Genomic DNA, 25,685 nt, shown 5'->3' on the forward strand with positions numbered 1-25,685 from the left:
CAGGGCAGCCCACCCTGAGTGCTAGGCCGCCCTGCTCTTGCTCTGCTTTATGCCTGCAGCGCCCGCGGCCGCAAGCTTCGTTGCTCTTCGGCAGTCTCAACTGCAGGTTGCAGTTGGAAGTCAAAGGACAGTTCCGCAAAACGCCCTTCTACGCCTCGTTTGGCGGCCAAGGCAGCGTCTTCGATGAAGTTCACTTCGCCGATTAGCCCTTCGCGCGTGGCATAGGCAAAGTCATCCCACAGGTACTTATCCCCTGACAGGTTGATTTGCGTCGTCAGATGGCGGTAGCCCGGTGCCGAGATGAAATAGTGGATGTGCGCGGGTCGCTGCCCATGACGCCCGAGCAAGTCAAGGCACTCCTGAGTCGGCCCCTGCGGGTCACACCCATAACCCGAGGGCACGATACTACGGGCACGGTAACGGCCTTCGGCATCGGTCACGATGCGGCGGCGAAGATTGAACGCAGACTGCGACTTGTCGAAGTACGAGTAGTTACCTTTGGTATTGGCTTGCCACAGGTCAACGATTGCCCCGGCAATCGGCTTGCCTTGCAGGTCGATGACCTGGCCCTCGATAAACAACGTGGTGGCAACGCCTTCCTCCGTACCATCATCCATGCGTGCCTCGCCCTCGCACAGTGGGGCGCCGGCGACGTACAAGGGCCCCTCGATAGTACGCGGGGTGCCACCGGTGTGGCCGACCTGTGCGTCCCGGGCGTCGTTGAGCAAGTCCAGGAAATGCTCGATGCCCAGGCCGGCGATCAGCAGCGCTGCCTCTCCACGGCCACCCAGGCGGTTGAGGTAATCGATGGCGTTCCAGAATTCGTCGTCGGTGATCTCGAGGTCCTCGATCAGGCGAGCGCTGTACTGCAAGATGCGCAGCAGGATCTGCTTGATCCGAGGGCTACCCTGGTCGTTGTCCAGTCCGGCAGCTTGTTTGAAGAACGCCTGCAGCTCAGCGGTTTGGGAAATTTTGACAGTCATGATGGGATCCTCATCTTGTTCTTATGATTCACAACAGCAAGCGTGGTGCTCAGCGATCATCCTCATGAATCGACGAAGGGTGGCGACACAGGCCGGTCACTTCGATGTCCATGTAGGGGAACAGAGGCAGTTGCATGAGGGTGTCGTGCAATGCTTCGACGCTGGCCACATCGAACACACTGAAGTTCGCGTAGTGGCCGGCAATGCGCCACAGATGGCGCCACTTGCCCTCACGCTGCAGGCGCTGAGCCAGTTCTTTTTCGTCAGCCTTCAAACGAGCAGCCAGCTGGGGATCCATATCCACCGGCAACTTCACAGTCATTTTCACGTGAAACAGCATTTGCCTAATCTCCTATAAGAGTTTCAAGTACGACGGAATCTGGCCAGGCGGTCTTCATCGAGCGTCAGCCCGAGGCCCGGCGTGGCAGGAACGTGCAGCTGGAAGTCGCGGTACACCGGTGCCTCGGTCACGATTTCCTCGGTGAGCAGCAAAGGGCCAAACAGCTCTGTGTGCCATTGCAGCTGATCCAGAGTGATGAACGCATGGGCCGATGCCAGGGTGCCTACTGCCCCTTCCAACATGGTCCCGCCATACAGCGCAATGCCGGCTGCCTGGGCAATCTGGGCAGTGCGCAGTACGGCGCGAGGGCCGCCATTCTTGGCGATCTTCAGCGCAAAGATGCTGGCAGCACCATCGGCCGCCAGGCTGAAAGCATCCTCGACACTTTCGATGGACTCGTCCGCCATGATGGGCGCGGGGCTGCGCTGATTGAGCCGCACCTGCCCGCTTCGGTTGATCCGTGAAATCGGCTGCTCGATCAAGTCGATACCGTTTTCACCCAGCACCTGGCAGCCCTTGATGGCCTGAGACTCACTCCAGTATTGGTTGACGTCTACACGTACGCTGGCGCGATCGCCCAGTGCTTTCTTGATGGCCACTACATGGGCAAGGTCATGCTCCAGGGCATTGGCACCAATTTTGAGTTTGAAAATCCGGTGGCGACGTTGCTCGAGCATACGCTCGGCTTCTTCGATGTCCTTGCCGGTGTCACCACTGGCAAGGGTCCAGGCCACTTCCAGGGCATCACGCACCCGGCCGCCCAGCAACTCGCTGACAGGTAGACCCAGGCGCTTGCCTTGGGCATCGAGCAACGCCGTTTCTACTGCCGAGCGGGCGAATGTGTTGCCCTTGATGGCTTTGTCCAGGCGCTGCATCGCCGCATTGATGTTCTCAGCGTCCTGACCGACCAGCAAAGGCGCGAAGTAGCTGTCCAGGTTGCTTTTAATGCTTTCCGGGCTCTCATTGCCATAGGCGAGCCCGCCGATGGTGGTGGCCTCACCGATACCCTCGATGCCATCGCTGCACAGCAAGCGCAGAATGACCAAGGTTTGGCCGCGCATGGTGTGCATCGCCAGCTTGTGTGGGCGAATGGTCGGCAGGTCGACAATGATCGTCTCAAGTCGCTCGATCCGGGCTGCTGTCATTTCGGTTCCATCTCGCAAGGTAGAGGTAGGGTTCGCCACTAGGCATCAATACCCATCGAATCTTGTTTCGTGTACCGTAGGATCCGCCCAACGCATTCATTGAGTCCAATATCGTTTCCATCTCGCACCATACTCAGGAGGTATTGTGGAACTTCGGCATATTCGTTATTTCCAGGCCGTTGCGCAGACCTTGAATTTCACGCGTGCTGCAGAGCGCCTGAACATCGCCCAGCCGCCCCTGAGTCGGCAGATTCAGCAGTTGGAAGAACATTTGGGCACAGCATTGCTGGAGCGCAGTCGACCGTTGCAGTTGACCGAAGCCGGTCGCTTTTTCTACGAGCAGAGCGACACATTGCTCAAACAGCTTGAGCAGTTATGCGAAAACACTCGGCGCATTGGCCAAGGTCAACGCCAATGGCTTGGCATAGGCTTCGCGCCGTCAACGCTGTATGCCGTACTGCCGGAACTGATTCGGGAACTGCGGCGCGATACTGATCTGGAACTGGGGCTGCAAGAGATGACCACGTTGCAGCAGATCGAGGCGCTCAAGAGCGGCCGCATCGACATAGGGTTTGGCCGCATTCATTTCGACGACGCGGCTATCTATCAGGAAGTGTTGCGTGAGGACCCACTGGTCGCGGTGTTACCAGTTGGGCATCACTTGATAGGCCTACCGATAACGCTGGAACGTTTGTCAAAGGAACGCTTTGTACTGTACCCAGCCAACCCACGGCCCAGTTATGCCGACCATGTGCTGGCGCTGTTCGCCAACCACGGTATGGGCATACATGTCTCCCAATGGGCCAACGAGCTGCAGACCGCCCTGGGTCTTGTTGCGGCAGGGCTTGGCATCACCCTCGTTCCCGCCTCGGTCCAGCAGCAGCATCGCGCCGACTTGACCTACGCACGGCTGGAAGAAAGTGAAGCTGTCTCCCCGATCATCCTCAGTCGTCGAGCCGGTGACATCAGCCCGATTACTCAGCGTTGCCTGGCAATCATCTCGACCATCAATCGATAAGCACTGAAGAGGCATCATGGAATTACGCGACCTGGACCTGAACCTGCTCCTGGTGTTCAACCAGCTGCTGATCGACCGCAAAGTGTCCACCGCAGCAGAGAACCTTGACCTGACCCAGCCTGCGATGAGCAATGCACTCAAGCGGCTGCGCACCGCGCTGCAAGATGAGTTGTTCGTTCGCACCTATCAGGGTATGGAGCCCACGCCCTATGCGCTGCAGTTGGCTGAACCGGTCACGCTCGCCATTCAGACGCTGCGAGATGCATTGGGTCGACAGGATGTGTTCGACCCCCTCACGTGCAATCGTCGCTTCATCATGGCCATGACTGACATCGGCGAAATCTATTTCATGCCCAAACTGATGGACGCTTTGGCGGAGCTCGCGCCAGGCTGCACTATCAGCACACTGCGTAATACCGCAGATACCTTGGCCGAAGGTTTGCAAAACGGCACCATCGACTTGGCCGTAGGCCTGCTGCCTCATTTGCAAGCAGGTTTCTTCCAGCGTCGCCTGTTCCATCATCGCTATGTGTGTCTATGCCGGGCAGGTCACCCCGCCACACAAGAACCATTGACCGTGGAGCGTTTCACTCGCTATGACCACGTCAAAGTCGTTGCCGCCAATACAGGCCATGGTGAAGTAGACGCTTTTTATGCCAGAGCAGGCGTTGTCCGCAACGTTCGTTTGGAAGTGCCGCACTTCGTCGCAGTAGGCCACATTCTGCAGCGAACCGATCTGCTTGCGACCGTGCCCGAGCGCTTCGCGACAAGCTGTGAAGGCCCTTTCAATCTGTGTATATTGCCGCCCCCGGTTGAACTGCCGAACATCGAAATCAACCTCTTCTGGCATGCCCGTTTCAACAAGGACCCCGCCAATCGCTGGTTACGGCAGTTGATGTTCGACCTGTTCTCGGATCAGGAAATACACACTCGGTAGCCATGGCTGGCGTGACACTTCACAGGCGTCCTGAAAACCCTTGCCTCATTCCCTTGTACAGGAGCTATGCCTTGACCGACTCACGCAACCCGGTAGCAGTTGAAGACCTTGATGCGTTGATCAAAGTATTGGCACACCCGATCCGTCGCCAGATACTCGCGTGGCTGAAACAGCCTGCTGTGCACTTTCCTGATCAGTCCTACGGCCACACATTCGGCGTCTGTGCGCAACAGATTTTCCAACGCTGTGAGCTCGCCCAATCAACCATGTCGACACATCTGGCGCAGTTGCAGAGCGTGGGTCTGCTACTGGTTAATCAGCAAGGAAGGAGCAAATTCTTCAGCCGTAACGAAGCACTGATCCAAAGCATGTTGAAGGCCTTGCAGGACACGTTGTAAACGCACTGCCTGCCTTGGCCTAGCCGCGGTCCGCCGGAAGGCGGGCGACCATGAAATCGACAAAGGCTTTAATCTTGGGTAATGGCTGACGGCTCGACGGCCACAATATGGTGAAACTGCGCCGGTCTGATACATACGCCTCCAGCAAAGATATCAGGCGCCCCCGCGCAAGCGCGTCAACCAATATGAAGTCGGGAAGGCAAGCGACCCCCTGCCCGGCTTCAGCCATTGCCATCAAAGGATCGATGGCATTGGCGACTGCACTTTGAGGGAGGTCCAGATGCACAGGTTTGCCGTCTTCAGTCAACGGCCAGGCATCCAGTTTGCCGCTTGAGGGATAGCGGTAGTGTAAACAAGCGTGGCTTGCCAGTTCAGAGGGGTGCATCGGCGTGCCGCGCTGCTCCAGATATTCTGGGGTGGCGACAATGCGATGACTGAACCCCTGCAGCCTGCGCATCATCAACCTGGAATCTTCCACTTCACCTATGCGCATGACCGCGTCAAACCCCTCTTCTATTACATTCACCAGACGATCACTAAAATCCATTTCCAGTTCCACGGCCGGATAGGCCTGTTGAAATGCAATCAGGTGAGGCATCAGGCGCATACCCAGCTGCGGCAAGCTCAGCCGCAGCTTTCCTTGCGGCTTGGCCGCCGCTTGATGCAGTTCACGCTCAGCCACTTCCAGCTCGGCGAAGATTCGGTGACAGCGTTCCAGAAACAGTGCGCCCTCAGGCGTGAGTGTGATTGCTCGGGTGGAGCGATGAAACAGCCGAACGCCAAGCCGCTCTTCCAGCCGGGCCACGGCTTTGCCAATAGCGGATGAGGACACCTCCAGGCGTCTTCCAGCCTCGGTGAAGCTGCGAGCCTCTGCAGCATGGACAAATGCTCCCAAGGCACCCAACTGGTCCATCATTGCAGGCATGACTAATTCCAAATATTCCGAAATGATCGGAATTGTAGCTTATTTTTCTTGATGGATTTCCTCTTTATAGTCGTTCAAACGCTGTTGTCGAGCATTGATGAAGTGCTCGATCGAATCGACGAGGTAAAGATGAGCTTTAAACAGTCCTACGCAGCTTTGCCGAACGAGCTTTCCAGCCATCGAGGCTTTGCAAGAGTATTCCGCCCCGGGCACCTGACGTTCGGTTTCATTGCGCCTTTGGAAAGCTACCCCGAAACGCCTGGCCCAACCTTGGCCGACCATACGGGTATAGCTCAGAAAGTCGATGAGGCGGGATTCTCGGCCATCTGGCTGAGGGACGTGCCTTTCTACGACCCGCATTTCGGTGATGTTGCACAGGTGCTGGACCCATTGGTCTACGCGGGTTATCTCGCCGCAATCACGCGCAATATCGCGATCGGCACTGCCGGTATAGTGCTGCCCTTACGAGATCCACTCATCGTCGCAAAACAGGCTGCAAGCGTCGATCAGCTGTTGGGAGGACGCTTGATTCTTGGCCTCGCAGGGGGCGATCGGCCAATCGAATATCCAGCATTCGGCGTTGAATTCGATAGCCGCGCCGAGCGCTTCCGTGATGCCCTCGCCGTACTCAGGGCGGCCACTGAACAGGATTGGCCCACCTTTTCGTCACTGTTCCACGGGCAGCTCACCGGCAACCTCGACCTGATACCCAAACCACTGGCGCCGCGGCTACCAACCCTGGTTGTGGGTATGGCCGGACAAACTCCCGCATGGATTGCCGAACACACTGACGGCATGATCGGCTACCTCAATGATCCCATCCGCGTACCGAGCATTATCTCCCAGTGGCACCAGGCCTCTGCTGGTAAACCGTTCAAACCGTACGGTTACGGCACCTTCTTTGACCTTGATCCAGAACCTAATGCCCCTCTGCAGCAAGGGCGGGTGATGCGCGCCGGCCGCAATACCCTCATCGATTTATGGTTGCGTCAGCAGGACCAAGGCGTTTCGCACGTTGCATTGAATTTCAAACCTCAACGCCGCCCTGCCTCTGAAGTCATCGATGAGCTTGGTGAGTACGTGCTTCCGCATTTTCCTAGCCATGTACCGGCAGGCGCATAGCCCATCCCCACGGAGTTTTCACGATGCAACACGCTGTCCATGCGATGGATTTCATCTTTCAGACCAAGCTGGGGACCTACCCGCTGGCGGTGCAGTGCGAAATGCTCGCCTCACTGGGTTACCAAGGTATCACCGTGTCTTCCTGGAGTTCTGAACTCAGGGACTTGCCAAAGGTGAAGCGCGAGTGGGGTCTTGATGTAGGCGCCATCTATGCGATCTACCGCCAAGGCTTGGAAGCACGTTTGATCAACCTGTTCGAGACACTGGAGGGTTGTAGCTCGGTAGAACTGGCTCTGCACTCCGGTGACCGCGTGCAGGACCAGGACCTGCGCATGCTCGACCAACTGCTGCCTATCTGCGAGCGACGCGGCATCCAGATCGCTCTGTATCCGCATATTCGCTATGGCATGCAGACCACTCAGAAGGCCGTGGACCTCTGTGAGCGTTTCGATCATCCCAACCTGGGTATCGTCTTCAACGGATACCACTGGTATGCCTGCCAGGAAGGGGCGCTTGAGCAGCGGCTGGATGCGGTGATGCCTTGGCTGCGCCAAGTGAACATCGCGGGTTGCCGCCTGTCCCCGCTTGGCTGGGGTGGCGCGGCAACCATCGAGCCGCTGGACGAAGGGGAAATGGACAACTTCGTGTTGCTCGGCGCGCTGGAGCGCCGTGGATACGAGGGGCGCTATGGGTTCCTCGGGTGGGAAAGCATGGGCGGCGACGTACACGGCAACCTTCAGCGTTCGCTCACGGCCTTCCGCTCGATGGAGGAGCGCCTGGCGCGTAACCCGCACTGGGCACTCATGACCGATCTTCCACGATGATTCGGCGGTAACCGATGAACCCTATGAACAACCCCATCCACGCGCTGGACTCGTTTTTCTACACCTCAATGGGAGTTTACAGTTTCCAGTCGCAATGCGAGATGGTCGCTGAAGTCGGCTATGACGCCATAACGGTGGCGGCCTGGAGCGGACATCCCCTCACGGATTTGAAACTACTGCCGCAGGTGAAGGATAAGCATGGGCTGGATGTAGCAGCCCTGTACCTGGTATTGCATGAAGGACGCAATGATCATCTGGTCAGGCAGATCATCGAGTCGGTCGAGGGCGTGGAACTCATCGAACTGGCGGTTCAAACCTCTGTCAACGGCGTCAAGGCAATCCTGCAGTCCATCGAGCGGTTGCTACCCATTGTCGAACGCCGAGGGCTGAAGCTTGCGCTTTACCCACATCGCAACCATGTCACCGAAACCACATCCCATGTCGTGGAGATTTGTCGATTTTTCGATCACCCTCGACTCGGTGCGGTGTTCAACGGCTACCACTGGTATGCCAGCCAGGAAGGTGACCTGCAAGGGCGTCTGGACGCCATGAAGCCATGGCTGATGCAAGTCACCACTTCAGGCTCGACCCTTTCACAACTGGGTTGGGGTGGCGTTGCGACCATGGAACCGCCAGACCGAGGCGAGTTGGACAATTTCGCGTTGCTCGGTGCCCTTCAGCGCATGGGCTACGAGGGTCGGATCGGCCTGCTCGGCTGGGATTACTGCGGTGATGTTTATCTCAAGCTTCAGCGGTCGCTCAACGCCATGCGCGGCATCCAGCAACGACTGGCAGAACACCCTACCTGGGCAGACATCCCGCTTGCTCGCTAACGCTCTGGGTGCTGCGCAGCGAAGCCCGGCGCCCTCCTTCTACCAGGAGCTCACATGACTGCACTTTCAGTACTTGATTTGATGATGATCGGGGAAGGCAACACCTTTTCCGATACGCTCGAAGGCGCCCGGTTGCTGGCCCGGCATGTCGAGCAGCACGGCTATCGCCGTTACTGGATCGCTGAGCATCACGATCTCCCCGGCATCGGCTCGATGGCCACGCCGTTGATCATCCAGCACCTGGCTGCATCGACATCGACACTGCGCGTCGGCGCCGGGGGCATCATGTTGCCCAATCATTCGCCGCTGATCGTCGCCGAGCAGTTCGGCACGCTGCATACGTTGTTCCCTGACCGCATCGACCTGGGTGTGGGCCGTGCTCCTGGCAGTGGCGGACCGACCATTCGCGCCATCCGCGGCGTGGCGCAAGAACGCGACTTTGCCCAGGATGTTTCCCGGTTGATCAATTACCTGCAAAACAACGGGCGCGAACCGGTCCGGGCCCTTCCAGGGCGCCATGACGTACCGGTATGGGTGCTAGGATCTGGCATGCAGGGCGCAGATCTGGCTGCCAGAATGGGGCTTCCTTACGCATTCGCTTCACACTTCGCACCGCAAATGCTGATGCAGGCAATCGAGCATTACCGTACGAGCTTCCGCCCCTCGGAGTTCCTTGCCAAACCCTACGTAATTGCAGGCGTGAACGTGATTGCAGCCCCCACACGGGCCGAAGCGCATTGGCTGGCGAGCTCGCACCAGCAATGGGTCGTTAAGCTGCACGCTGGGCGGGCCGGGTTGTTGCCACTGCCCGAAGAAGGGTATCTGGACAAGATTTCCAACTTCGACCGCGAAGGTTTGAACCAGGCCATGGCCTGTACCGCGATAGGGGATATTGCCGACGTCGGCACCTGGCTTCGTCAGTTCATCGCCACCACGCAAGTCGATGAGCTGATGATTGATGCGCGAATCCATGATCCTGTCGCACGCTGTCGATCCTATCAGTTCGCTGCAGAGTCCATTGCAGACCTGCTCAACGATTGATAACCCAGGTCCGGAGCGAGAGTGATCCCGCTCCGACGTGCATTCAGACAATGTCGTCAACCACCCCGCCATCCACACGAAGTGCAGCGCCGCTGGTCGCTGAAGCCAGTGTCGAACAGACGTAGACCACCATGTTGGCAACCTCGTCCACCGTTGCTGCACGCTGAATCAAGGACGTGGGCCGATGCGCCATGACGAATTCGGCCGCCAGCGCCTCGACAGTTTTACCTGTGCGTTCGCGCTCCTCTTCCAGCATCTGCGCCAGCCCATCGGAAAGCGTCGGGCCAGGCAACACACTGTTTACCGTAATGCCGCTACCCGCCAATCGCTTTGCCAGCCCGCGTGAAAGTGCCAATTGGGCCGTTTTCGAGACCCCGTAATGAACCATATCTGCCGGAATATTGCGCGCGGACTCCGAAGCGATGAACACCACCCTCCCCCAGCCACGTGCCTGCATTGCCGGCACCAGTGCGCGGCTCAAGCGAACCCCCGACATCACATTGGTTTGCCAGTATTCATCCCAGCAGGCGTCGTCGGTTTCAAAAAAGTCCCGAACACCATAGATGCCGGCATTGTTTACCAAAATATCGATATGTGGCAGGGCGTCGATGAGCTGCTCAACCCCGTCGGCAGTACCTAGATCAGCCACCACCGTAATGATGCTTGCGCTTGGCGCCACCGCCAACAGCTCGGCCTTCGCCTTGGCCACTGATGCCTCACTGCGCCCATTGATGACCACTTGAGCGCCAGTGCTAGCCAGGCCTTTGGCAATAGCCAGACCAATCCCACCAGTCGATGCGGTCACTAGTGCGGTCTTACCGTCGAGTCGAATATGCATAACGCGTTCTTACTCCAGATTAAAGATGCACACGCCGCCCGATGTTGACTACTGGGGCAGACGTGCATAGATGACCCCATCCTAATGTAGAGCTTGACGTTGTTAAACCAGGTATAAATCCAAAATTGGTAGCCTTGTATTCTACTTGGTTAGCGTTCAGTCGATCCAAGGCGGCGAAGCAAAGCGGTCTGACAGAAAATTGATAAGCGCTCGAACTTTGGGGGCCAGATGTTTGCGTGTGGGGTAGACAATGTAGACACCCAGCTCAATGGACCGGTACTCAGGTAACAGCTCCACCAGCAGGCCCGTGCGTAGGTCTTCACTGACCATGAAGCTCGGCTGCAGCGAGATACCGCCCCCGCCCACTGTGATGCTGCGGCACGTATCGCCATTGTTGCAACGCACCGTCGAGCGGGTGCGAACGCTCTCAGGGCCAGAGGGCCCTGTAAAATGCCACTCATTGCCGCTCGAGAAATTCGTGTAGGCGACTGCACCGTGTTGTTCCAGGTCCGACAGCGTGGTTATTGGCGGGTTGGCAGACAGGTAATCGGGGGAAGCGCACAGTCGCATCCGTGTACTGGCAAGCCGCCGGCCAATAAGCGATGAGCTTTCCATGCGGGCAATGCGGACAGCGGCATCGAAGCCCTCGTCAACCAAGTCCACTTGCCTGTCGTTGAGGCTGATATCCAACTCGATCTTTGGATACAGCCGCATGAAGTCAGCCCAGACCGGCGCAAGGTGAAGCACCCCAAAGCTCACGGGCGCATTGACACGCAGTACCCCTGCGGGTTCAGGTGAGGCTGAGGTCACTGCCTCTTCTGCCTGGTCCATCAATGCCAGCACTTCCCGGGCCTGGTGATAGAACTGTCGCCCTTCGTCCGTCAACGACAGCCGCCGGGTCGTGCGCTGAATCAATCGCACGCCAAGGCGCTCTTCCAGCGCGTTGACATGACGCGACACTGCCGCCTTGGACATATCCAGCGGTTCTGCAGCGCCGATGAAACTGCTTTTGTCCACGACAGTGCAGAACACCTGCATCTCAAGTGCGCGATCCATTTTTATCTCACTAAGTGGAACGGTAAGTCACATTTAAGTGAGTTTATCCCAAAAATCAAATCTATAGACTGTGCTCATCGGCCTTGTCCAGGCAGATCGAACGCACCAACAACTTAATTTAGAAAGCGGATAACCATCATGATCGATACTCGTACCGCCCCCTACGCCGCCCTTGCCATGCGACTGGCCCTGGGCATCATGTTCATTGCACATGGCCTTACCAAGGTCTTCGTTTTCACACCTGCCGGTACTGCTGGCTTCTTCGAGTCAATTGGCTTCCCGGGCTTTCTGGCTTACCCGGTCATGGCATTCGAAGTCATTGGCGGTTTGATGCTGGTGCTGGGTGTGTATGCTCGTTGGGTGGCTGCGATTGCCGTGATTCAACTATTCGTCGCCGCGACCGTCCATTTTGGTAATGGCTGGAGCTTCACCAATGCTAACGGCGGCTGGGAATACCCGGTTTTCCTGACCATCAGTGCATTGGTCGTGGCGCTTCTGGGTGAAGGCCCCTTCGCAGCCAAACCTGGCGTCAAAGTGTGAGCTTACTGCTAGCTTAAAGCTCCCTCAATTAGCCCTTTTTGCCCGGCCAGATGCTCGCTCCCGTTTCGCTGGCCGGGATTTTCATGCCCCGCTCCCCCGCCCCGGCCTTGGTAGAATTAATTTCTACAAATCTCGGATATTTAAGCCGTTTATCGCATTAAGTTTCTACATTACGATAAATGCATCGCTTGATTCGAGAGCAGACATCACTTGCCTCCTCTGCTGACGTAGCGCCTGCTCTCTTGCCGTCAGCCCATGCTTTGAGGCATTCGCCTAATCATTACTCAAGAGGGTCGTTCACATGCCTGTAGTACGTGTCAGCTGGTTCGAAGGTAAAGATCATGCGCAAAAAGCCACAGTTGCCGCAGATATTACCGAGACGATCGAAAAAAACACCGGCACTCCCGCCGAGTACATCTATGTCATCTTCGAAGATATCAAACCTTCCGATTGGGCGGGTGCCGGCAAGTTGTTTGGGGAAAATCCCGAAAACACTTGAGCCATGGGGCCAGCCTCGCGCCGTTGCCCCGTCGCGGCGCGCTTCTTTCAATGTCAGATCACCTCGGGTACATCCTATGCATCCCTACATTTCCTGCCTGTTTACACTCGCTGTCAAACCGCACGACTTTGCAGAATTCAAAGCGCTGATCAGCCAGATCGTAGCGGTCACTCAACAAGAGCCTGGCACGCTGGTTTATGAGTACAGCGTGAATGAAGACGCCAGCACCGTCCATATTCTCGAGCGTTACAACGCCGACGCAGTCGTTAGTCATGTAGACACCACCTTCGCTCCTTTCGGCGCGCGTTTCCTGGAGTTGTGCACGGTGAAAGGGCTGGTCGTCTACGGCACGCCAGATGCTGAAATCCGCAAGCGCCTCGACCCGTTCGGCGCCGTGTACATGACACCATTCGACGGTTTCAGCCGTTAATCGATTTATTCAAGGAGTTCTTTATGTCGACGATTGTTCAAGCCATCAGGTCGCGCACGTCCGTCAATCAGTACGACACCGAGCGTCGCCTGACTGACCAAGAGATCGCCAACCTGGTTGAACTGGCGACACTCGCACCCTCGGCGTTCAATTCGCAGAACTGGCGATTCCTGGCGGTGCGAAGCCCAGAAGAAAAAGCCCGACTGCTGCCGTTGGCCTTTGGTCAGCAAAAGGTAGTGGACGCGGCTGTAACGTTCATCGTGTGCGGCACGCTCGCGCCCCACAAGTCGTTGCCGCATGCCCTGGAGCCCGCGCGCACTGCTGGCATCATCGACCAGTCGGTCTATGACATGTGGGTACAGGCTGCTACTGGCATGTACCAGGACAACCTGCAACTGCAACGTGACGAGGCGATTCGCTCGGGTTCGCTCGCCGCTATGACGTTGATGCTGGCAGCTCAGGGTCAAGGGCTGGCGTCGACCCCGATGATTGGTTTCGATGCCTCCGAGGTTGCCAAAGCATTCGGCCTCACCGCGAATGATGTCCCCGTGATGCTGGTCACCGTAGGTTATCCGGGCGCCTCGAACTGGCCTCAGAAACCCCGCAAGGCAGTGCAAGAGGTTCTGGAACTGGTTTGACCGCTGCGCCCCTCTATGTCGTCGCCAGAGGGGCAACCTGATGTGTCTAAAGGCGACTATCTACCTGATCCTGTGAGGACTATCTTGAATTTCCCCATCGACAGGCAATCACTCCAATCACTCGTTGGAAACGACTTCTACTTTCCACACCAAATCGTCGGCCAGCCTCTGCGACCTGCTGACTTCCAAGCGCTGACGATCAGCAGCTTTCGTACCAGTGACGATGTGCATTTGAGCTACTGGGAAGCCGGTAGCGGCCGCCCCTTGATCTTCATACCGGGATGGTCGGCGAACGGCGCGCTGTATTTCCACCTCATGCACATCCTAAGCAAGCATTATCACGTGTATGTGCTGGACGTTCGTAACCAGGGCCTTTCGCAACGTGTCAACTACGGGACTCGCATCTCCCGCTTCGCCATGGATGTGAAAGAACTTGCCGAGCATTTGAACATCGCCCAGGCAGATTACTGCGGCTGGTCCATGGGGGCCTCCGTGATGTGGGCCTACATCGACCTGTTTGGCACCCAAGGCATCCGTACCCTGAGCATCATTGACCAGGCGCCTTCGATCTACTGCCATGCGGACTGGTCGGAGCAGGAGCGTCTTGAAGCTGGCGCATTCACCAGCTCCGTTGAACGCATGATCGCGTCGTATACGAGCATGACCCCAACCAACCAGCTGGTTTCGGCCAATCATGTGTTCGAGCGCGCCATGGCACTTGATTCGCCCTATTATCACAATGCAATGAGCCTGGTAGAGGCAGTCGTCGAAGACGACATGGCATTCACCGGACGCGTACTCTTCGACCATGCCACCAATGATTGGCGCGATGTCATTCGTACAAAAATAGATGTACCGACTGCAGTGTTCTCAGGTGAGTACAGTGATTGGCTGGAAAGCCAGCGATGGATGTGCAGCGTAATCCCGGATTCAGTACTGCATGTCTATACTAAAGCCGAGCACGGCGACCATTTTCTGGCCTTCAAGAACCCTGAGAAATTCAGCGCGGATCTGCACGCTTTCATAGCGGGCGCATCCTGATGGATGAGGTTCGCAACCTTTCTATCTTGCCAGCTTAAACGAGAACTGAGTCTCCGCGATCGACTGCCTGATTACCGCGAAAAGCCAAGACCTGAAGTCTTGGCTTTTCTATTTCGGCCGCTACCAATAATCTCACCAAACGAGATTATTAATCACAATTTGGCTTATTTATCTCATTTTTCTAGCCTATAGAATGAGCTCATCGAAAACGCAAACCAACGATGAGAGGTAGCTATGAAAATCACAGTAATTGGCACCGGCAACATGGGTTCGGGTTTTGCCAAACAACTCTCCAAGGCAGGTCATACCGTGCGCGTGACCGGTCGTGATCTCGCCAAGGCCCAAGCACTGGCAGCGCTGCATTCTAATGTCACTGCGTACGCTGCATCCGAGGCCTTGGGCGACAGCGATGCCGTGATCATTGCGACGGCCTATGACGATGCAGTTACCGCCTTGCGAGGTTTGGGCGACGTGACCGGAAAGGTGGTCATCGATATCACCAACCCACTGAGCGCTGACTACATGTCGCTGACTATTGGCCACTCCACTAGCGCTGCTGAAGAAATTGCCAAGGCCGTGCCACAAGCGCACGTCGTTAAAGCCTTCAACACCCTGTTCGCCCAAGTGCTCGCCGACGGCCCTGAGTTTGCCGACAACCAGCGCGGTACCGTGTTTATTGCAGCCGACCATGAGCGCGCCAAACAAACCACCGTGGCACTGGCCCAAAGCATGGGCTGGAACACCACTGACGCCGGTGGGCTGATCAATGCGCGGTATCTGGAGCCACTGGCCGGGTTCAACATCTATCTCGGCTATGGCGCAGGTATGGGGACGTCGATTGCCCCAGTGTGGTTGAGCAAGTAATCGTTTTTTGAGGATATCCCATGAACACGTCTTTACCTGTTCTCTTTGTGTCTCATGGTGCTCCCATGTTCGCAATCGAGCCCGGCCAAGCTGGTGAACAACTGGCCAAGCTCGGTCGCGAGCTGACGCAACCTCGGGCCATTGTGGTCATCTCGCCGCACTGGATGACCCGCGGCGAAGTCTGCGTCACGGCGAGCCCTCATCCGGAAACCATCCATGATTTCGGTGGTTTCCCAGACGCGCTGTACGAGCTGCAGTATCCAGCACCCGGTGCACCGCCTCTGGCACAGGAGATCGTGGACCTTTTGAACGATGCCGGCTGGAAGGCACGGTTGGATGCCCGCCGCGGGCTTGATCACGGCGCATGGGTACCACTTTTATACCTTGCGCCCGAAGCGTCCACGCCCGTGATCCAGGTCTCCATGCCGATGCCAATTGATACTCATAGCGCGTTGAGGCTGGGCCAGGCATTGAAGCCCCTTCGCGACATGAACGTGTTGATCGTCGCGTCGGGCAGCCTGACCCATAACCTTTACGAATTCAGGGGTGCAAGTACTCACGGCGAGGCGTACGTCAAGCAATTTGCAGCATGGACAGCGCAGGCACTCACGGCCGGGGATACCGCACAAGTTCTCGATTACCGGCGCTTGGCACCTGCCGCCGAGCGGGCGCATCCCACCGATGAGCACTTCCTGCCCTTGCTCATCGCCTTGGGCGCTGCAGGTGACACCTACCAGACCCGGGTTCTGGAGGGTGGCATCACCTATGGTGTGCTGGCGATGGACAGTTATCTCTTCACCTCGGTAGCACAAGCGAACACCGAGCCGACTCAGTTCAACAGAGGCAACGCCAATCATGCGTGACACCACATTCTCCGACCCCGCTCGCGAACCTGATACAGGTCTGATTTTCCGTAAGGCGTGCACCGTTTCGTCGCCTAAAGGGCGCCTTATCCTGCTGCACGGCGTCGGTTCAAACGAAGCGAATCTGGCAAGTCTGGCCGCCTCGCTGCCCGAAGAGCTCGAAGTGATTCTGCTTCGGGGTCCGTTGCAGCTAAGCCCCCAAGGATTTGCCTGGTTCCAGGTCACGTTTACCAACGAAGGCCCCTCGTACAATGAAGTTCAAGCTGAGACGAGCCGGCAACTTCTCCTGCGCTTCATTGATGCCCTCCCCGCGTTGCCGACTGTGATTGCCGGCTTCAGCCAAGGCGGCATCATGAGTGCCAGCGTCGCCCTCACCGAGCCTGAGCGGGTGGCAGGCTTTGCAATCCTCAGCGGCCGTATGCTGCGTGAACTGGCCCCCATCATCGCCGAACCGTATCGTCGCACGCATCTGCGCGCGTTCATTGCCCATGGCCATGACGACAACGTGTTGCCGGAGCGCTGGGCTAAAGAGGCCGACGCCTGGCTGAACACACTTGGGGTCGTTCACGAAACGCACTACTACAACATGGGTCACGAAATCGTTGCGCCAGAGCTGGCTGACTTCTCGCAATGGCTGGACAAAACCTTCGTGCTCACCCCAGGACGTTGAGCACTCAGGTATCCTTCTGGGTAGCACTTTTGTCTACCTGGTAAGTCTGCATGACTGACGACACGTTCAGCGGAATCAACATCTTTCTGGTAACAGCACGCTCAGCTACCTTCACCGAAGCAGCTGAGCGCTTAGGGCTCTCGAAATCTGCAGTAGGCAAAGCCATTGCCCGATTGGAGGAGCGGCTGGGAACGAGCCTGTTCTATCGCTCCACGCGCAAACTGTCCCTGTCGCCTGATGGCGAAGCCTACTTCACCGTCTGGTCCTCGGCACTGGAAGAAATACGTTCAACCGAAAGCAGTTTTGGCAGTCAGTTGGGCGTTCCAGCAGGCCGGTTGAGGGTGGACATGCCCGTGGCGTTCGGCAAACAAGTGGTGCTGCCCGTATTGCTGAGCATGAGTCGCCGCTTCCCGCAGTTGCATCTGACATTGACCTTCAGCGATCAGTTGGTCGACCTGACTGAAGAGGGAATCGACCTGGCCATCCGATTCGGCAGCGTCGACAGCGTGCCGGGTCTAGTGGCGCGGCGATTGACCTCCCACCGCTGGGTAACCTGCGCGGCCCCAGATTATCTCGACCAATTTGGTTGTCCCAAGACACTTGAGGACATGGCTGGCCAGCGCGCCATCGTTGGCTATCGTCGTGGCGGTTTATTGCCATGGAAAATGACTCAGGCTGGCAAGGCAATGAAGTATTCGCCACCTGCCACATACCAATTCGATGATGCCGAGGCCATGATCGCGGCGGCCGTGGCGGGATTAGGGATTTGCCAGATGCCCATCTGCCTGTTCGAACAATCGATCGCAAAAGGTGCACTCGTGCCGGTGCTGCAGGACTATGAGCCGGAGCCTGTCGAGGTTCACGCCCTATGGTCCAGAAGCAATCATTTACGACCCAAGATTCGTTGCCTGGTCGATGAGCTACTGAGCCTTTTTGCAGCATCGCCCAGCCCACCGTCACTCCGTTAATGGCCCACTACTGGTCGAGGCAACTACCAGCACCTGGGCATCGATGCTCTTGATAGACACAGATAAATCCTTGAGCATGTCGGCGCCTGCAGACACTGATACAGGCTCGCTAACCACGCTTGAGTAAGGACCCGACTGCCCGTGAAATTTCACCAAATAAAAGCATTGGTCGCAGTTCATCAAACCGGCAGCCTCAGCGAGGCATCACAAGCGCTGCATGTGACGCAGCCGGCATTGAGCCGCTCGATCAAGGAGCTGGAGGGTGAGCTCGGCCTCTCTCTCATGCAACGGTCGCACAAAGGCATGACCCTTACTGATGAGGGGAAGCGCCTGATTCGCCATGCGCAGTCTTCCATGGAGAGCTTGCGTCGGCTGCAACTGGAAGCTGAGAACATCAAGGATATGCAGGTCGGTGAAGTCACTGTTGGCGTGACCTCTTTGACGGCCGTGTTGAAAGGCCTGGGTGAAAGTATCACTGCCTTCCAGATACGCAACCCGAGAGTGCGGATAAGGCTGATAGAACTACGCCCCTACCAGATCATCCAGCAGATACGCGACGGCACGCTGGATTTCGCCATCACTTCGCAACAGCATACGCAGCGGCTCAACCTAGATTGGGAATCGCTGAGCCGGATGCCCGGTTTGGTCGTCTGCCGAAAGACCCATCCACTCAGGAACGCACGCTCGCTGCGCCACCTACTACAGGCCAGTTGGGTTAGCCTCGATGCGATCCACGATCACTCTTCGCAGTTCTACCAGATGTTCGAAGACAATCACATTCAACCGCCTGCGCGCATCACCGAGTGCTCGTCGGTGCTCCTCGCGCTTCACCTGCTCCACCACTCCGACGCGCTGATGACGTTGAGCGAAGCGGGTCTGGACAACATGCTCACTCAGGGGTTGAGCAATGAACTGGTTCAAGTGCGGGTAGAAGAAAGCGTGCCTGAATACCCAATTTATCTGGTCTGTACGGACCGTCATTCGCTGACTACCTCAGCCCGAGATTTGTATTACGAAATCCGTGCGTCGTTGAGCATGAGCGAGCCTCTGCGCACCTGAGTATCCCAACCTCCCGGGCATGGGATGCAAGATCAGCCATAGGAATATCGCAAGGGCTTGCGATTTGGTTAAGGGCGGTGAATCTCATCTGAAAAATGCACCTGCAGCAGCCTATGCAGAAATTGCGCGTTGGATTCTCTCCCTTTTAACGGTTTTTCGGCGGTCGCATAAGGTGCATCTGTTCGGTTATCGAACCACTGGGCTCAGTTTCAGTGCGCTTGCCCTTGGTAAATCCTGCAGTGATTAACCGTTGGTTAAGACGCTCCTAAAAGCGTAAGTGCCAGGCAGTAAAAATTAAATGATAGTCGGGGGACACCATAACAAGACGGGACCACCCTGATGTCCACTCTCCCTGCACCCGCTATCACCTGCGACACTACTACCGCCCGGTCAGCGTCTAAGAAGGCCACCGTTGCATGCGCCCTAGGCAACGCTTTGGAAATGTACGACTTTACCATTTACAGTTTTTTTGCTGTGGTGATCGCGAGAAACTTCTTCCCCGCGCAATCAGAAATGGCCTCGTTACTTTTATCCCTGACAACCTTCGGCGTGGGCTTCCTCATGCGTCCGGTCGGGGCAGTGGTCATAGGCCGGTTCGCCGATCGTCATGGCCGCAAGGCAGCGCTTAGCTTGACCATCGGACTGATGACCCTCGGCACAGCGATGATCGCCTTTGCGCCGACGTATCATCAGATTGGCGTGCTGGGTACCTTGATACTCATCATAGGTCGGTTGACGCAAGGGTTCTCCGCGGGCGGAGAAATTGGTACCGCGTCAGTATTCCTCATGGAGTCCAGCAGCACGGCCAATCGCTGTCACAACGTCAGTTGGCAGGCTGCAAGCCAGGGGTATGCCGCTCTGGTAGGGGCTGGGGCCGGACTTCTACTGAGCACGGTCTTGACCGCAGAGGATCTCGAGCACTGGGGATGGCGTATCCCGTTCATGCTGGGCCTGCTCATCGGGCCGGTCGGTTGGTACATCCGCCGCTGCTTGCCAGAAACGCACGAAGCGCAACCCGAGGCCAGCGAAGGACACTGGCGTGATCATTTCGATCTTCGTAACACGGTGCTCGCCATTGGCCTCATGGCGAGTGCGACCATCAGCATCTACCTGTTCATTTTCTATATGCCGGCCTATCTGACCTCTTCGCTGGGTTACCCACAGCGCAGTGCACTCGCTGTTGCTTGTGTTGCCAGCGCATGCCTGGCGGTGATCACCCCCTTGGCGGGGCGATTTGCCGATCGCCACGTTCTGCGCAAGAAGCTGCTGGTCTGGACCATTGCCCTGCCAGTCGTGCTTGCCGGCCCAGCCCTCTACGTACTGAGTCTGAGCACCAACCTGTTCATGGCAATGTTGGTAATCGCAATTCTGGTATTGCCTGCTTGCATAGGCTCTGGGGCGTTCTTCGCGTTGATCATGGAGGCCTTTCCCAAACGTTCCCGCGCACTCGGTACGGCCGTGAGCTATAGCTTCGGAGTCACGCTGTTCGGTGGTTTCTCCCCTCTCATCGCCACATGGCTGACCGGCGCATTGGAGAGCCCGCTGGCGCCAGCGCTCTACCTGCTGGTAGGGGGGGTAATAAGCCTCTCCTGCCTGGCACTGTATCCTGAAAACCCTGGTCGGGACTGAGCAATGAACGCCTTTAAAGACACCCAATCACCTTCCGAGCTGCAAGCCTTTGTGCAACTGCGGCGTCAAATTCACATGATGCCAGAGCTGGGTGGGGAGACGCCTGCTACAGCAGCGGTGGTCGCTGAAAAACTGGCATCCTGGGGTTACGAAGTGCATCGCGGCATCGGCGGGCATGGCCTGGTCGGTGTCCTGCGCAAGGGCAACAGCACACGCAGTATCGGCTTGCGTGCCGACATGGATGCGCTGCCCATGCAGGAAGAAAACCGCTTTGCACATGTAAGCCAGGTAGCGGGTCGCATGCATGCCTGTGGCCATGATGGCCACACAGCCATTCTGCTTGCGGCTGCCTGGCGGCTCGCCGACTCTGTGGATTTCGATGGCACTCTCAATCTGATTTTTCAACCGGATGAAGAAGGGCTATGCGGCGCGAAAAAGATGATGGAAGACGGCTTGTTCACACGTTTCCCATGTGATGCCATCTTCGCGCTGCATAACCTACCGGGTATTCCCGTAGGTACTGCGGTGGTACAGGCCGGCCCGACCATGGCGGCCTCTCAGCGGGTAAGCATTGAAATTCAAGGTCGTGGCGGCCATGGTGCCATGCCAGAACGCAGCGTCGATCCCTTCCCGGTCATCGCCAGTCTCATCAATGCCATACAGACGATCAAGTCGCGCAACCTGGCGGTCGATGAACATGCCGTCATCAGTATCGGGATGGTCAATGCGGGCACTGTTTACAACATCATTCCGGATACAGCTTCGATGTTGCTGAGCGTGCGGACCGACTCACCGGAAACGGAGCAGAAGATCAATCGACGGCTGGAAGAAATTGTTCGTGGGCACGAGCAGCTGTACGGTGTGACCATCAGTCTGCAAACCGTCCAACTGGCGCCGGCTCTGGTTAACAGTACGTTCGAAACCCAGAAGGTCCGCCAGTGCCTTGAGCCGCTATTCACCCCAGGCACCCTGATTTCACAGGGTAAAAAACTCATGGCCACAGAGGATTTCGCGTGGATGTTGACGCAGGTCCCGGGTTGCTATTTTTTCTTGGGGAATGGCGAAGGTGAGTTTCATGGCTGCTCAGTGCACAACCCGCATTATGACTTCAATGATGAACTGATTCGTATAGGGTCGGATTGTTGGGTCAAGATTGTGCAAGGGTACCTGAGCTAATCTGGCACGGATGCTCCCCCAAGCTTTCGCTCAGGGGGAGCACTCTGACGAGTGCAATTGGCACTGATCGTTCTACGCGCACATTTCAACGCCCAAGCCCCCACATGTCCATGTGCGCATTCAGCACCTGGCATGTTCAGAATCTGAACACTGCGAAAGCAGGGAATCGTTCAGAAGCTGGACACTTCGCGCACCGATATACCGGTATTTAGCCCCTTCTGCTCATTGGCATGCCCTCTGCAGTAAGCATCCATAAATACAACAAAACACAGGATGCTTCGCGTGGAAACCTTACTGCCTAACAAACTCTGGAATGAGCGACTGTTCACCGGTACCTGGGTGCCAGGTGAAATGCCCGCCACTACAGTCACCTCCCCTGGCAATGGCCAGCCGCTGGGGACCCTGGCCAACGCCGGTGCCGAGCAGGTGGAGCGAAGCGCCCGCGAGGCCGCCAAGGCCCAGCGCAACTGGTATGCCCTGCCCTATGAAGAACGCGCCAGCGTGCTGCGCAAGGCGGCAGCCATCGCCGAGCAATATCAGGCAGAGATCGCCGACTGGATCGTGTGTGAAAGCGGCTCGACACAAGCCAAGGCAGGCTTCGAATCCTCCATCACCATCAAGTCGCTGCATGAAGCCTGCGCCCTGCCCTCGCGCAGCCAGGGTGAAGTTCTGCCCTCCACCGCCGGCCGCCTGAGCATCGCCCGACGTCGACCGCTGGGCGTGATCGGAGTGATTTCGCCGTTCAACTTCCCGCTGTACCTGGCCATGCGTGCCGTTGCCCCGGCACTGGCCACCGGCAATGCGGTGGTGCTAAAGCCCGACCCGCGCACTGCAGTGTGCGGCGGCCTTGTGATTGCCCGCATTTTCGAGCTGGCTGGCTTGCCAGCAGGCGTGCTGCATGTACTGCCGGGCGGCGCAGAGGCCGGTGCAACACTTACTGCTTCACCCAGCGTGGCGATGATCCAGTTCACAGGCTCCACCGCCGCTGGCCGCAAGGTGGGAGAGGCCGCCGGCCGCCACCTGAAAAAAGTCTCGCTCGAACTCGGTGGCAAGAACTCGCTGATCATCCTCGACGATGCCGACCTGGACCTGGCCATCGCCAACGCCACTTGGGGTGTGTACCTGCACCAAGGGCAGATCTGCATGTCGACCGGGAGGGTGCTGGTGCAACGGGGCATCTATGACGCCTTCGTCGAGCGCCTCGTGGCCAAGGCACGCAGCCTGACAGTGGGCGACCCGGCCAGCGGTAAGGTGCACCTGGGTCCGTTGATCAACGCGACCCAGCGTGACAACGCCTTGCGCATCGTCGACGCCGCACGCGCTGCCGGGGCAACACTGGCAACCGGTGGTTCGGCTGACGGGCTGTTCTTCCAGCCAACCGTGCTCAGTGATGTGCAGCGTGACAACCCGGCATTCCACGAAGAAATCTTCGGTCCCGTGGCCGTGGTGGTGCCATTCGACAGCGATGAGCAAGCCGTGGACCTGGCCAACGACACGGACTACGGCCTGAGCGCAGCCATCCTGTCGCGCGATACCGGCCGCGCCTTGCGCCTGGGCGAACAGTTGCGCACCGGGCTGCTGCACATCAACGACCAGACCGTCAACGACGAGGTCATCAACCCCTTCGGCGGCGTCGGTGCATCCGGCAACGGCACCAGCATCGGTGGCGCCGCCAACTGGGAAGAGTTCACCCAATGGCAATGGCTGACCCTCAAGGGCGAAGCACCTGCCTACCCCCTTTAAATCCGGAGAACAATAACAATGACAACCCCCCTTTTCCGCCCGATTCAGGCTGCTGTAACCCGTGGCAAAGGTGCCCCCTTCGTGCTGGAGCAGGCACGCATTCGAGCACCGCAAGGTGACGAGGTGCTGGTGCGTATCGTCGCCACCGGCATGTGCCACACCGACATGATCGTGCGCGACCAATATTACCCGGTGCCGCTACCGGCGGTGCTGGGACACGAAGGTTCGGGCATCATCGAGGCTGTTGGCCCATTGGTGCAGAACCTGGCCGTGGGCGACCACGTGGTGATGACCTACGGCTACTGCGGCCACTGCCTGGCCTGCGATGCCGGCCAGGCCGCCTACTGCCAGGACTTCTTCGGGCGCAATTTCAGTGGTGCAGACCCCGACGGCCAGCATGCCCTGCAAGACGTGCAGGGCCAGGCCCTGAATGACCACTTCTTCGCCCAGTCGTCTTTTGCCACCTACGCACTGGGGCGCGAGAACAACACCGTACGTGTGCCCAAGGAAGCGCCTATCGAGCTGCTTGGCCCGCTGGGCTGCGGCATCCAGACGGGCGCCGGCGCTGTGATCAACTCGCTGAAAGTAACGCCCGGCAGCGCCTTTGCTGCCTTTGGCGGCGGTGCGGTGGGTCTCTCGGCCGTGCTGGCTGCGCAAGTGGCAGGGGCAGCAACCATCATCGCGGTAGACGTGGTGCCATCGCGCCTGGCATTGGCCCTGGAGCTGGGCGCCACCCACGTGGTCAACAGCCGCGAGGCCGACCCGGTGGCCGCGATCCGCGAAATCACCGGCGGCGGCGTGCAGTTCGCCCTGGAATCCACTGGGCGCCCGGAAGTGCTGCGCCAGGCCGTGGATGCCCTTGGCAGCCGCGGCGCGCTGGGGGTAGTCGGCGCACCGCCGCTGGGCACCACTGCGCAATTCGACGTCAACGACCTGCTGCTGGGCGGCAAGGTCATCCGCGGCATCGTCGAGGGTGACAGCGTGCCGAAAAAGTTCATTCCCGAGCTGGTGAACCTGTACCTGCAAGGCCGCTTCGCCTTTGACAAGCTGGTGCGTTTCTATGACTTCGAGCAAATCAACCAGGCCGCCGAGGACAGCGAGAAAGGTCTGACGCTTAAACCGATCATCCGCATCCAGAAGTGAGCCTCAGGGGACAGCCGCGCTGTCCCCGCCCAATAACAAGAAAAAGGGAAACCCTGTCATGATTAGAAACTCCAGCCTTGCCTGGGGCACGCTGGCCTGCGCGCTGGTTTCGGCCAAAGCGCTGGCCGTGGATGTGAATGCAGGCGACTACACCGCTCTGCCGCCGGGTACCAACGTCGCTGCCTGGTACCAGCAATTCAGCCGCGCCGACCGTTTCAACGGCGACGGTGCGCCCGACTCCTCGCACGGCACCAGCCTGCGTTCGAACATCAGCATCCTGCGCCTGATCCACTTCACAGAAATCGGCGGTATCACGATAGACCCGCAAATTCTGCTGCCCTTTGGCCATGTCTACGACGTAAAGGTTGCCGGGCAGACGCTGGGCAGCAACAGCGGCATGGCCGACCCGATCATCGGCGCCACCTTCTGGTTGGTCAACCAGCCAGGGGTGGGCGCCAGTGGCCGCTACTTCGGCATTACCCCGTTGCTGTACCTGCCGTGGGGGCAGTATGACCGCGACGCCGGTGTGAACCTGGGCGAAAACCGCTGGAAAGGCGACCTGCAGTTGGGCTGGGTAGAACCGCTGTGGGGCCGCTGGTCAATGGAGTGGTACGCCGATGCGGTGTTCTATGGCAGCAACGACAAGGCTGGCAGTGGCAGCCAGACTTTACGCCAGGACACGACCTACCAGCTGCAGACCAACCTGCGCTATGACTTCAACCCGGCCCAGCGCCTGGCCCTGGGTTTCTCCGCCAGCGAAGGCGGCAAGCAGCACCTGTCGGGCGACTACACCGGGCAGAAGACCGAGGTGCAGCAAGTGCGCCTGGAGTTCCAGCAGATGGTCGGCAGCACCGTGCAACTGAGCGGCCAACTGACCCACGACACCCGTGTGGTCGGCGGTTTCCGGGAGGACACCGGGGTCAACCTGCGGGCGCTGCTGCTGTTCTGATACCCGGCAGCCT

28 protein-coding genes are annotated in these 25,685 nt (G+C 58.0%); 22 read left to right on the top strand and 6 right to left on the bottom strand.

Translation table 11 applies throughout. From position 1 onward, the window contains the following. Positions 1-47: 47 nt before the first annotated feature. Genes catA through IWW33_RS24545 form a run of 3 tightly spaced genes read right to left on the bottom strand, consistent with a single transcriptional unit; the run spans position 48 to position 2,468 of the window. Positions 48-983, bottom strand: coding sequence for a catechol 1,2-dioxygenase (gene catA, locus IWW33_RS24535; RefSeq protein ID WP_174141276.1), 936 nt, complete (start codon positions 981-983; stop codon positions 48-50). Positions 984-1,032: 49 nt separating this feature from the next. Next, the gene (gene catC, locus IWW33_RS24540) at positions 1,033-1,323 is read right to left on the bottom strand and encodes a muconolactone Delta-isomerase (protein WP_174141277.1); all 291 of its coding nucleotides are present in this window, start codon (positions 1,321-1,323) and stop codon (positions 1,033-1,035) included. 23 nt (positions 1,324-1,346) lie between these two features. Further along, a complete protein-coding gene (locus tag IWW33_RS24545; protein ID WP_174141278.1) occupies positions 1,347-2,468 on the bottom strand; it encodes a muconate cycloisomerase family protein in 1,122 nt (373 codons plus the stop codon). Positions 2,469-2,613: 145 nt separating this feature from the next. Between IWW33_RS24545 and IWW33_RS24550 the strand changes: the two genes are divergently transcribed. The 3 genes from IWW33_RS24550 (at position 2,614) to IWW33_RS24560 (ending at position 4,821) form a co-directional block, all read left to right on the top strand. Next, entirely contained in the window at positions 2,614-3,486 is an 873-nt protein-coding gene (locus IWW33_RS24550; RefSeq protein WP_174141279.1) for a LysR family transcriptional regulator, read from the top strand. Positions 3,487-3,502: 16 nt separating this feature from the next. Next, positions 3,503-4,423: a LysR family transcriptional regulator gene (locus IWW33_RS24555; RefSeq protein ID WP_174141280.1), complete on the top strand. Its 921-nt coding sequence runs from the start codon at positions 3,503-3,505 to the stop codon at positions 4,421-4,423. 71 nt (positions 4,424-4,494) lie between these two features. Then, positions 4,495-4,821: a helix-turn-helix transcriptional regulator gene (locus IWW33_RS24560; protein WP_174141281.1), complete on the top strand. Its 327-nt coding sequence runs from the start codon at positions 4,495-4,497 to the stop codon at positions 4,819-4,821. Positions 4,822-4,840: 19 nt separating this feature from the next. Here the strand turns inward: IWW33_RS24560 and IWW33_RS24565 are convergent, their stop codons facing one another. Then, positions 4,841-5,734: a LysR family transcriptional regulator gene (locus tag IWW33_RS24565; RefSeq protein WP_174141392.1), complete on the bottom strand. Its 894-nt coding sequence runs from the start codon at positions 5,732-5,734 to the stop codon at positions 4,841-4,843. 141 nt (positions 5,735-5,875) lie between these two features. On the opposite strand from IWW33_RS24565, the gene IWW33_RS24570 reads away from it, so the two are divergent. Genes IWW33_RS24570 through IWW33_RS24585 form a run of 4 tightly spaced genes read left to right on the top strand, consistent with a single transcriptional unit; the run spans position 5,876 to position 9,566 of the window. Further along, entirely contained in the window at positions 5,876-6,868 is a 993-nt protein-coding gene (locus IWW33_RS24570) for an LLM class oxidoreductase (RefSeq protein ID WP_174141393.1), read from the top strand. A gap of 23 nt (positions 6,869-6,891) precedes the next feature. Continuing rightward, positions 6,892-7,692 (top strand): TIM barrel protein, encoded by an 801-nt coding sequence (locus IWW33_RS24575; RefSeq protein ID WP_174141282.1) that lies wholly within the window; start codon positions 6,892-6,894, stop codon positions 7,690-7,692. Between the two features lie 23 nt (positions 7,693-7,715). Further along, positions 7,716-8,525, top strand: a complete 810-nt coding sequence (locus IWW33_RS24580) for a TIM barrel protein (RefSeq protein ID WP_174141283.1) — start codon at positions 7,716-7,718, stop codon at positions 8,523-8,525. Positions 8,526-8,579: 54 nt separating this feature from the next. Continuing rightward, positions 8,580-9,566: an LLM class flavin-dependent oxidoreductase gene (locus IWW33_RS24585; protein ID WP_174141284.1), complete on the top strand. Its 987-nt coding sequence runs from the start codon at positions 8,580-8,582 to the stop codon at positions 9,564-9,566. A gap of 43 nt (positions 9,567-9,609) precedes the next feature. Here the strand turns inward: IWW33_RS24585 and IWW33_RS24590 are convergent, their stop codons facing one another. Both IWW33_RS24590 and IWW33_RS24595 read right to left on the bottom strand, forming a co-directional pair. After that, positions 9,610-10,404 carry an SDR family NAD(P)-dependent oxidoreductase gene (locus IWW33_RS24590; RefSeq protein ID WP_174141285.1) on the bottom strand — a complete coding sequence of 265 codons (795 nt, stop codon included), beginning with the start codon at positions 10,402-10,404 and terminating at the stop codon, positions 9,610-9,612. Between the two features lie 156 nt (positions 10,405-10,560). Then, the gene (locus IWW33_RS24595; protein WP_174141286.1) at positions 10,561-11,460 is read right to left on the bottom strand and encodes a LysR family transcriptional regulator; all 900 of its coding nucleotides are present in this window, start codon (positions 11,458-11,460) and stop codon (positions 10,561-10,563) included. A gap of 138 nt (positions 11,461-11,598) precedes the next feature. On the opposite strand from IWW33_RS24595, the gene IWW33_RS24600 reads away from it, so the two are divergent. The 15 genes from IWW33_RS24600 (at position 11,599) to IWW33_RS24670 (ending at position 25,672) form a co-directional block, all read left to right on the top strand. After that, complete coding sequence (locus IWW33_RS24600; RefSeq protein ID WP_014861917.1) at positions 11,599-12,000, top strand: DoxX family protein; 402 nt, start codon at positions 11,599-11,601, stop codon at positions 11,998-12,000. 301 nt (positions 12,001-12,301) lie between these two features. Then, a complete protein-coding gene (locus tag IWW33_RS24605; RefSeq protein WP_174141287.1) occupies positions 12,302-12,499 on the top strand; it encodes a 4-oxalocrotonate tautomerase family protein in 198 nt (65 codons plus the stop codon). 76 nt (positions 12,500-12,575) lie between these two features. Further along, positions 12,576-12,929, top strand: a complete 354-nt coding sequence (locus tag IWW33_RS24610) for an antibiotic biosynthesis monooxygenase (RefSeq protein WP_047602739.1) — start codon at positions 12,576-12,578, stop codon at positions 12,927-12,929. A gap of 23 nt (positions 12,930-12,952) precedes the next feature. Then, entirely contained in the window at positions 12,953-13,567 is a 615-nt protein-coding gene (locus IWW33_RS24615; RefSeq protein ID WP_014861915.1) for a nitroreductase family protein, read from the top strand. Between the two features lie 84 nt (positions 13,568-13,651). Continuing rightward, positions 13,652-14,608: an alpha/beta hydrolase gene (locus IWW33_RS24620; RefSeq protein WP_174141288.1), complete on the top strand. Its 957-nt coding sequence runs from the start codon at positions 13,652-13,654 to the stop codon at positions 14,606-14,608. Between the two features lie 234 nt (positions 14,609-14,842). Further along, entirely contained in the window at positions 14,843-15,472 is a 630-nt protein-coding gene (locus tag IWW33_RS24625; RefSeq protein WP_014861913.1) for an NAD(P)-binding domain-containing protein, read from the top strand. A 20-nt stretch (positions 15,473-15,492) separates the two neighbouring features. Beyond that, positions 15,493-16,335 carry a class III extradiol ring-cleavage dioxygenase gene (locus tag IWW33_RS24630; RefSeq protein WP_174141289.1) on the top strand — a complete coding sequence of 281 codons (843 nt, stop codon included), beginning with the start codon at positions 15,493-15,495 and terminating at the stop codon, positions 16,333-16,335. Continuing rightward, complete coding sequence (locus IWW33_RS24635) at positions 16,328-17,005, top strand: alpha/beta fold hydrolase (RefSeq protein ID WP_174141290.1); 678 nt, start codon at positions 16,328-16,330, stop codon at positions 17,003-17,005. The genes IWW33_RS24630 and IWW33_RS24635 overlap by 8 nt, the downstream gene beginning before the upstream one ends. A 50-nt stretch (positions 17,006-17,055) precedes the next feature. Then, a complete protein-coding gene (locus IWW33_RS24640) occupies positions 17,056-17,973 on the top strand; it encodes a LysR substrate-binding domain-containing protein (RefSeq protein WP_174141291.1) in 918 nt (305 codons plus the stop codon). A 141-nt stretch (positions 17,974-18,114) separates the two neighbouring features. Next, positions 18,115-19,032, top strand: coding sequence for a LysR substrate-binding domain-containing protein (locus IWW33_RS24645; RefSeq protein ID WP_174141292.1), 918 nt, complete (start codon positions 18,115-18,117; stop codon positions 19,030-19,032). Positions 19,033-19,371: 339 nt separating this feature from the next. Further along, entirely contained in the window at positions 19,372-20,661 is a 1,290-nt protein-coding gene (locus tag IWW33_RS24650) for an MFS transporter (protein ID WP_174141293.1), read from the top strand. Between the two features lie 3 nt (positions 20,662-20,664). Continuing rightward, positions 20,665-21,837, top strand: a complete 1,173-nt coding sequence (locus IWW33_RS24655) for a M20 aminoacylase family protein (RefSeq protein ID WP_174141294.1) — start codon at positions 20,665-20,667, stop codon at positions 21,835-21,837. Positions 21,838-22,110: 273 nt separating this feature from the next. Next, positions 22,111-23,580 (top strand): benzaldehyde dehydrogenase, encoded by a 1,470-nt coding sequence (locus IWW33_RS24660; protein ID WP_174141295.1) that lies wholly within the window; start codon positions 22,111-22,113, stop codon positions 23,578-23,580. Between the two features lie 18 nt (positions 23,581-23,598). Further along, entirely contained in the window at positions 23,599-24,723 is a 1,125-nt protein-coding gene (locus tag IWW33_RS24665) for an NAD(P)-dependent alcohol dehydrogenase (RefSeq protein ID WP_174141296.1), read from the top strand. 58 nt (positions 24,724-24,781) lie between these two features. Next, positions 24,782-25,672 carry a transporter gene (locus IWW33_RS24670; RefSeq protein WP_174141297.1) on the top strand — a complete coding sequence of 297 codons (891 nt, stop codon included), beginning with the start codon at positions 24,782-24,784 and terminating at the stop codon, positions 25,670-25,672. Positions 25,673-25,685 lie beyond the last annotated feature (13 nt).

Origin of the sequence: Pseudomonas sp. M2 (genome assembly GCF_015751845.1) — a bacterium.
Taxonomy (GTDB): Bacteria; Pseudomonadota; Gammaproteobacteria; order Pseudomonadales; family Pseudomonadaceae; genus Aquipseudomonas; species Aquipseudomonas putida_E.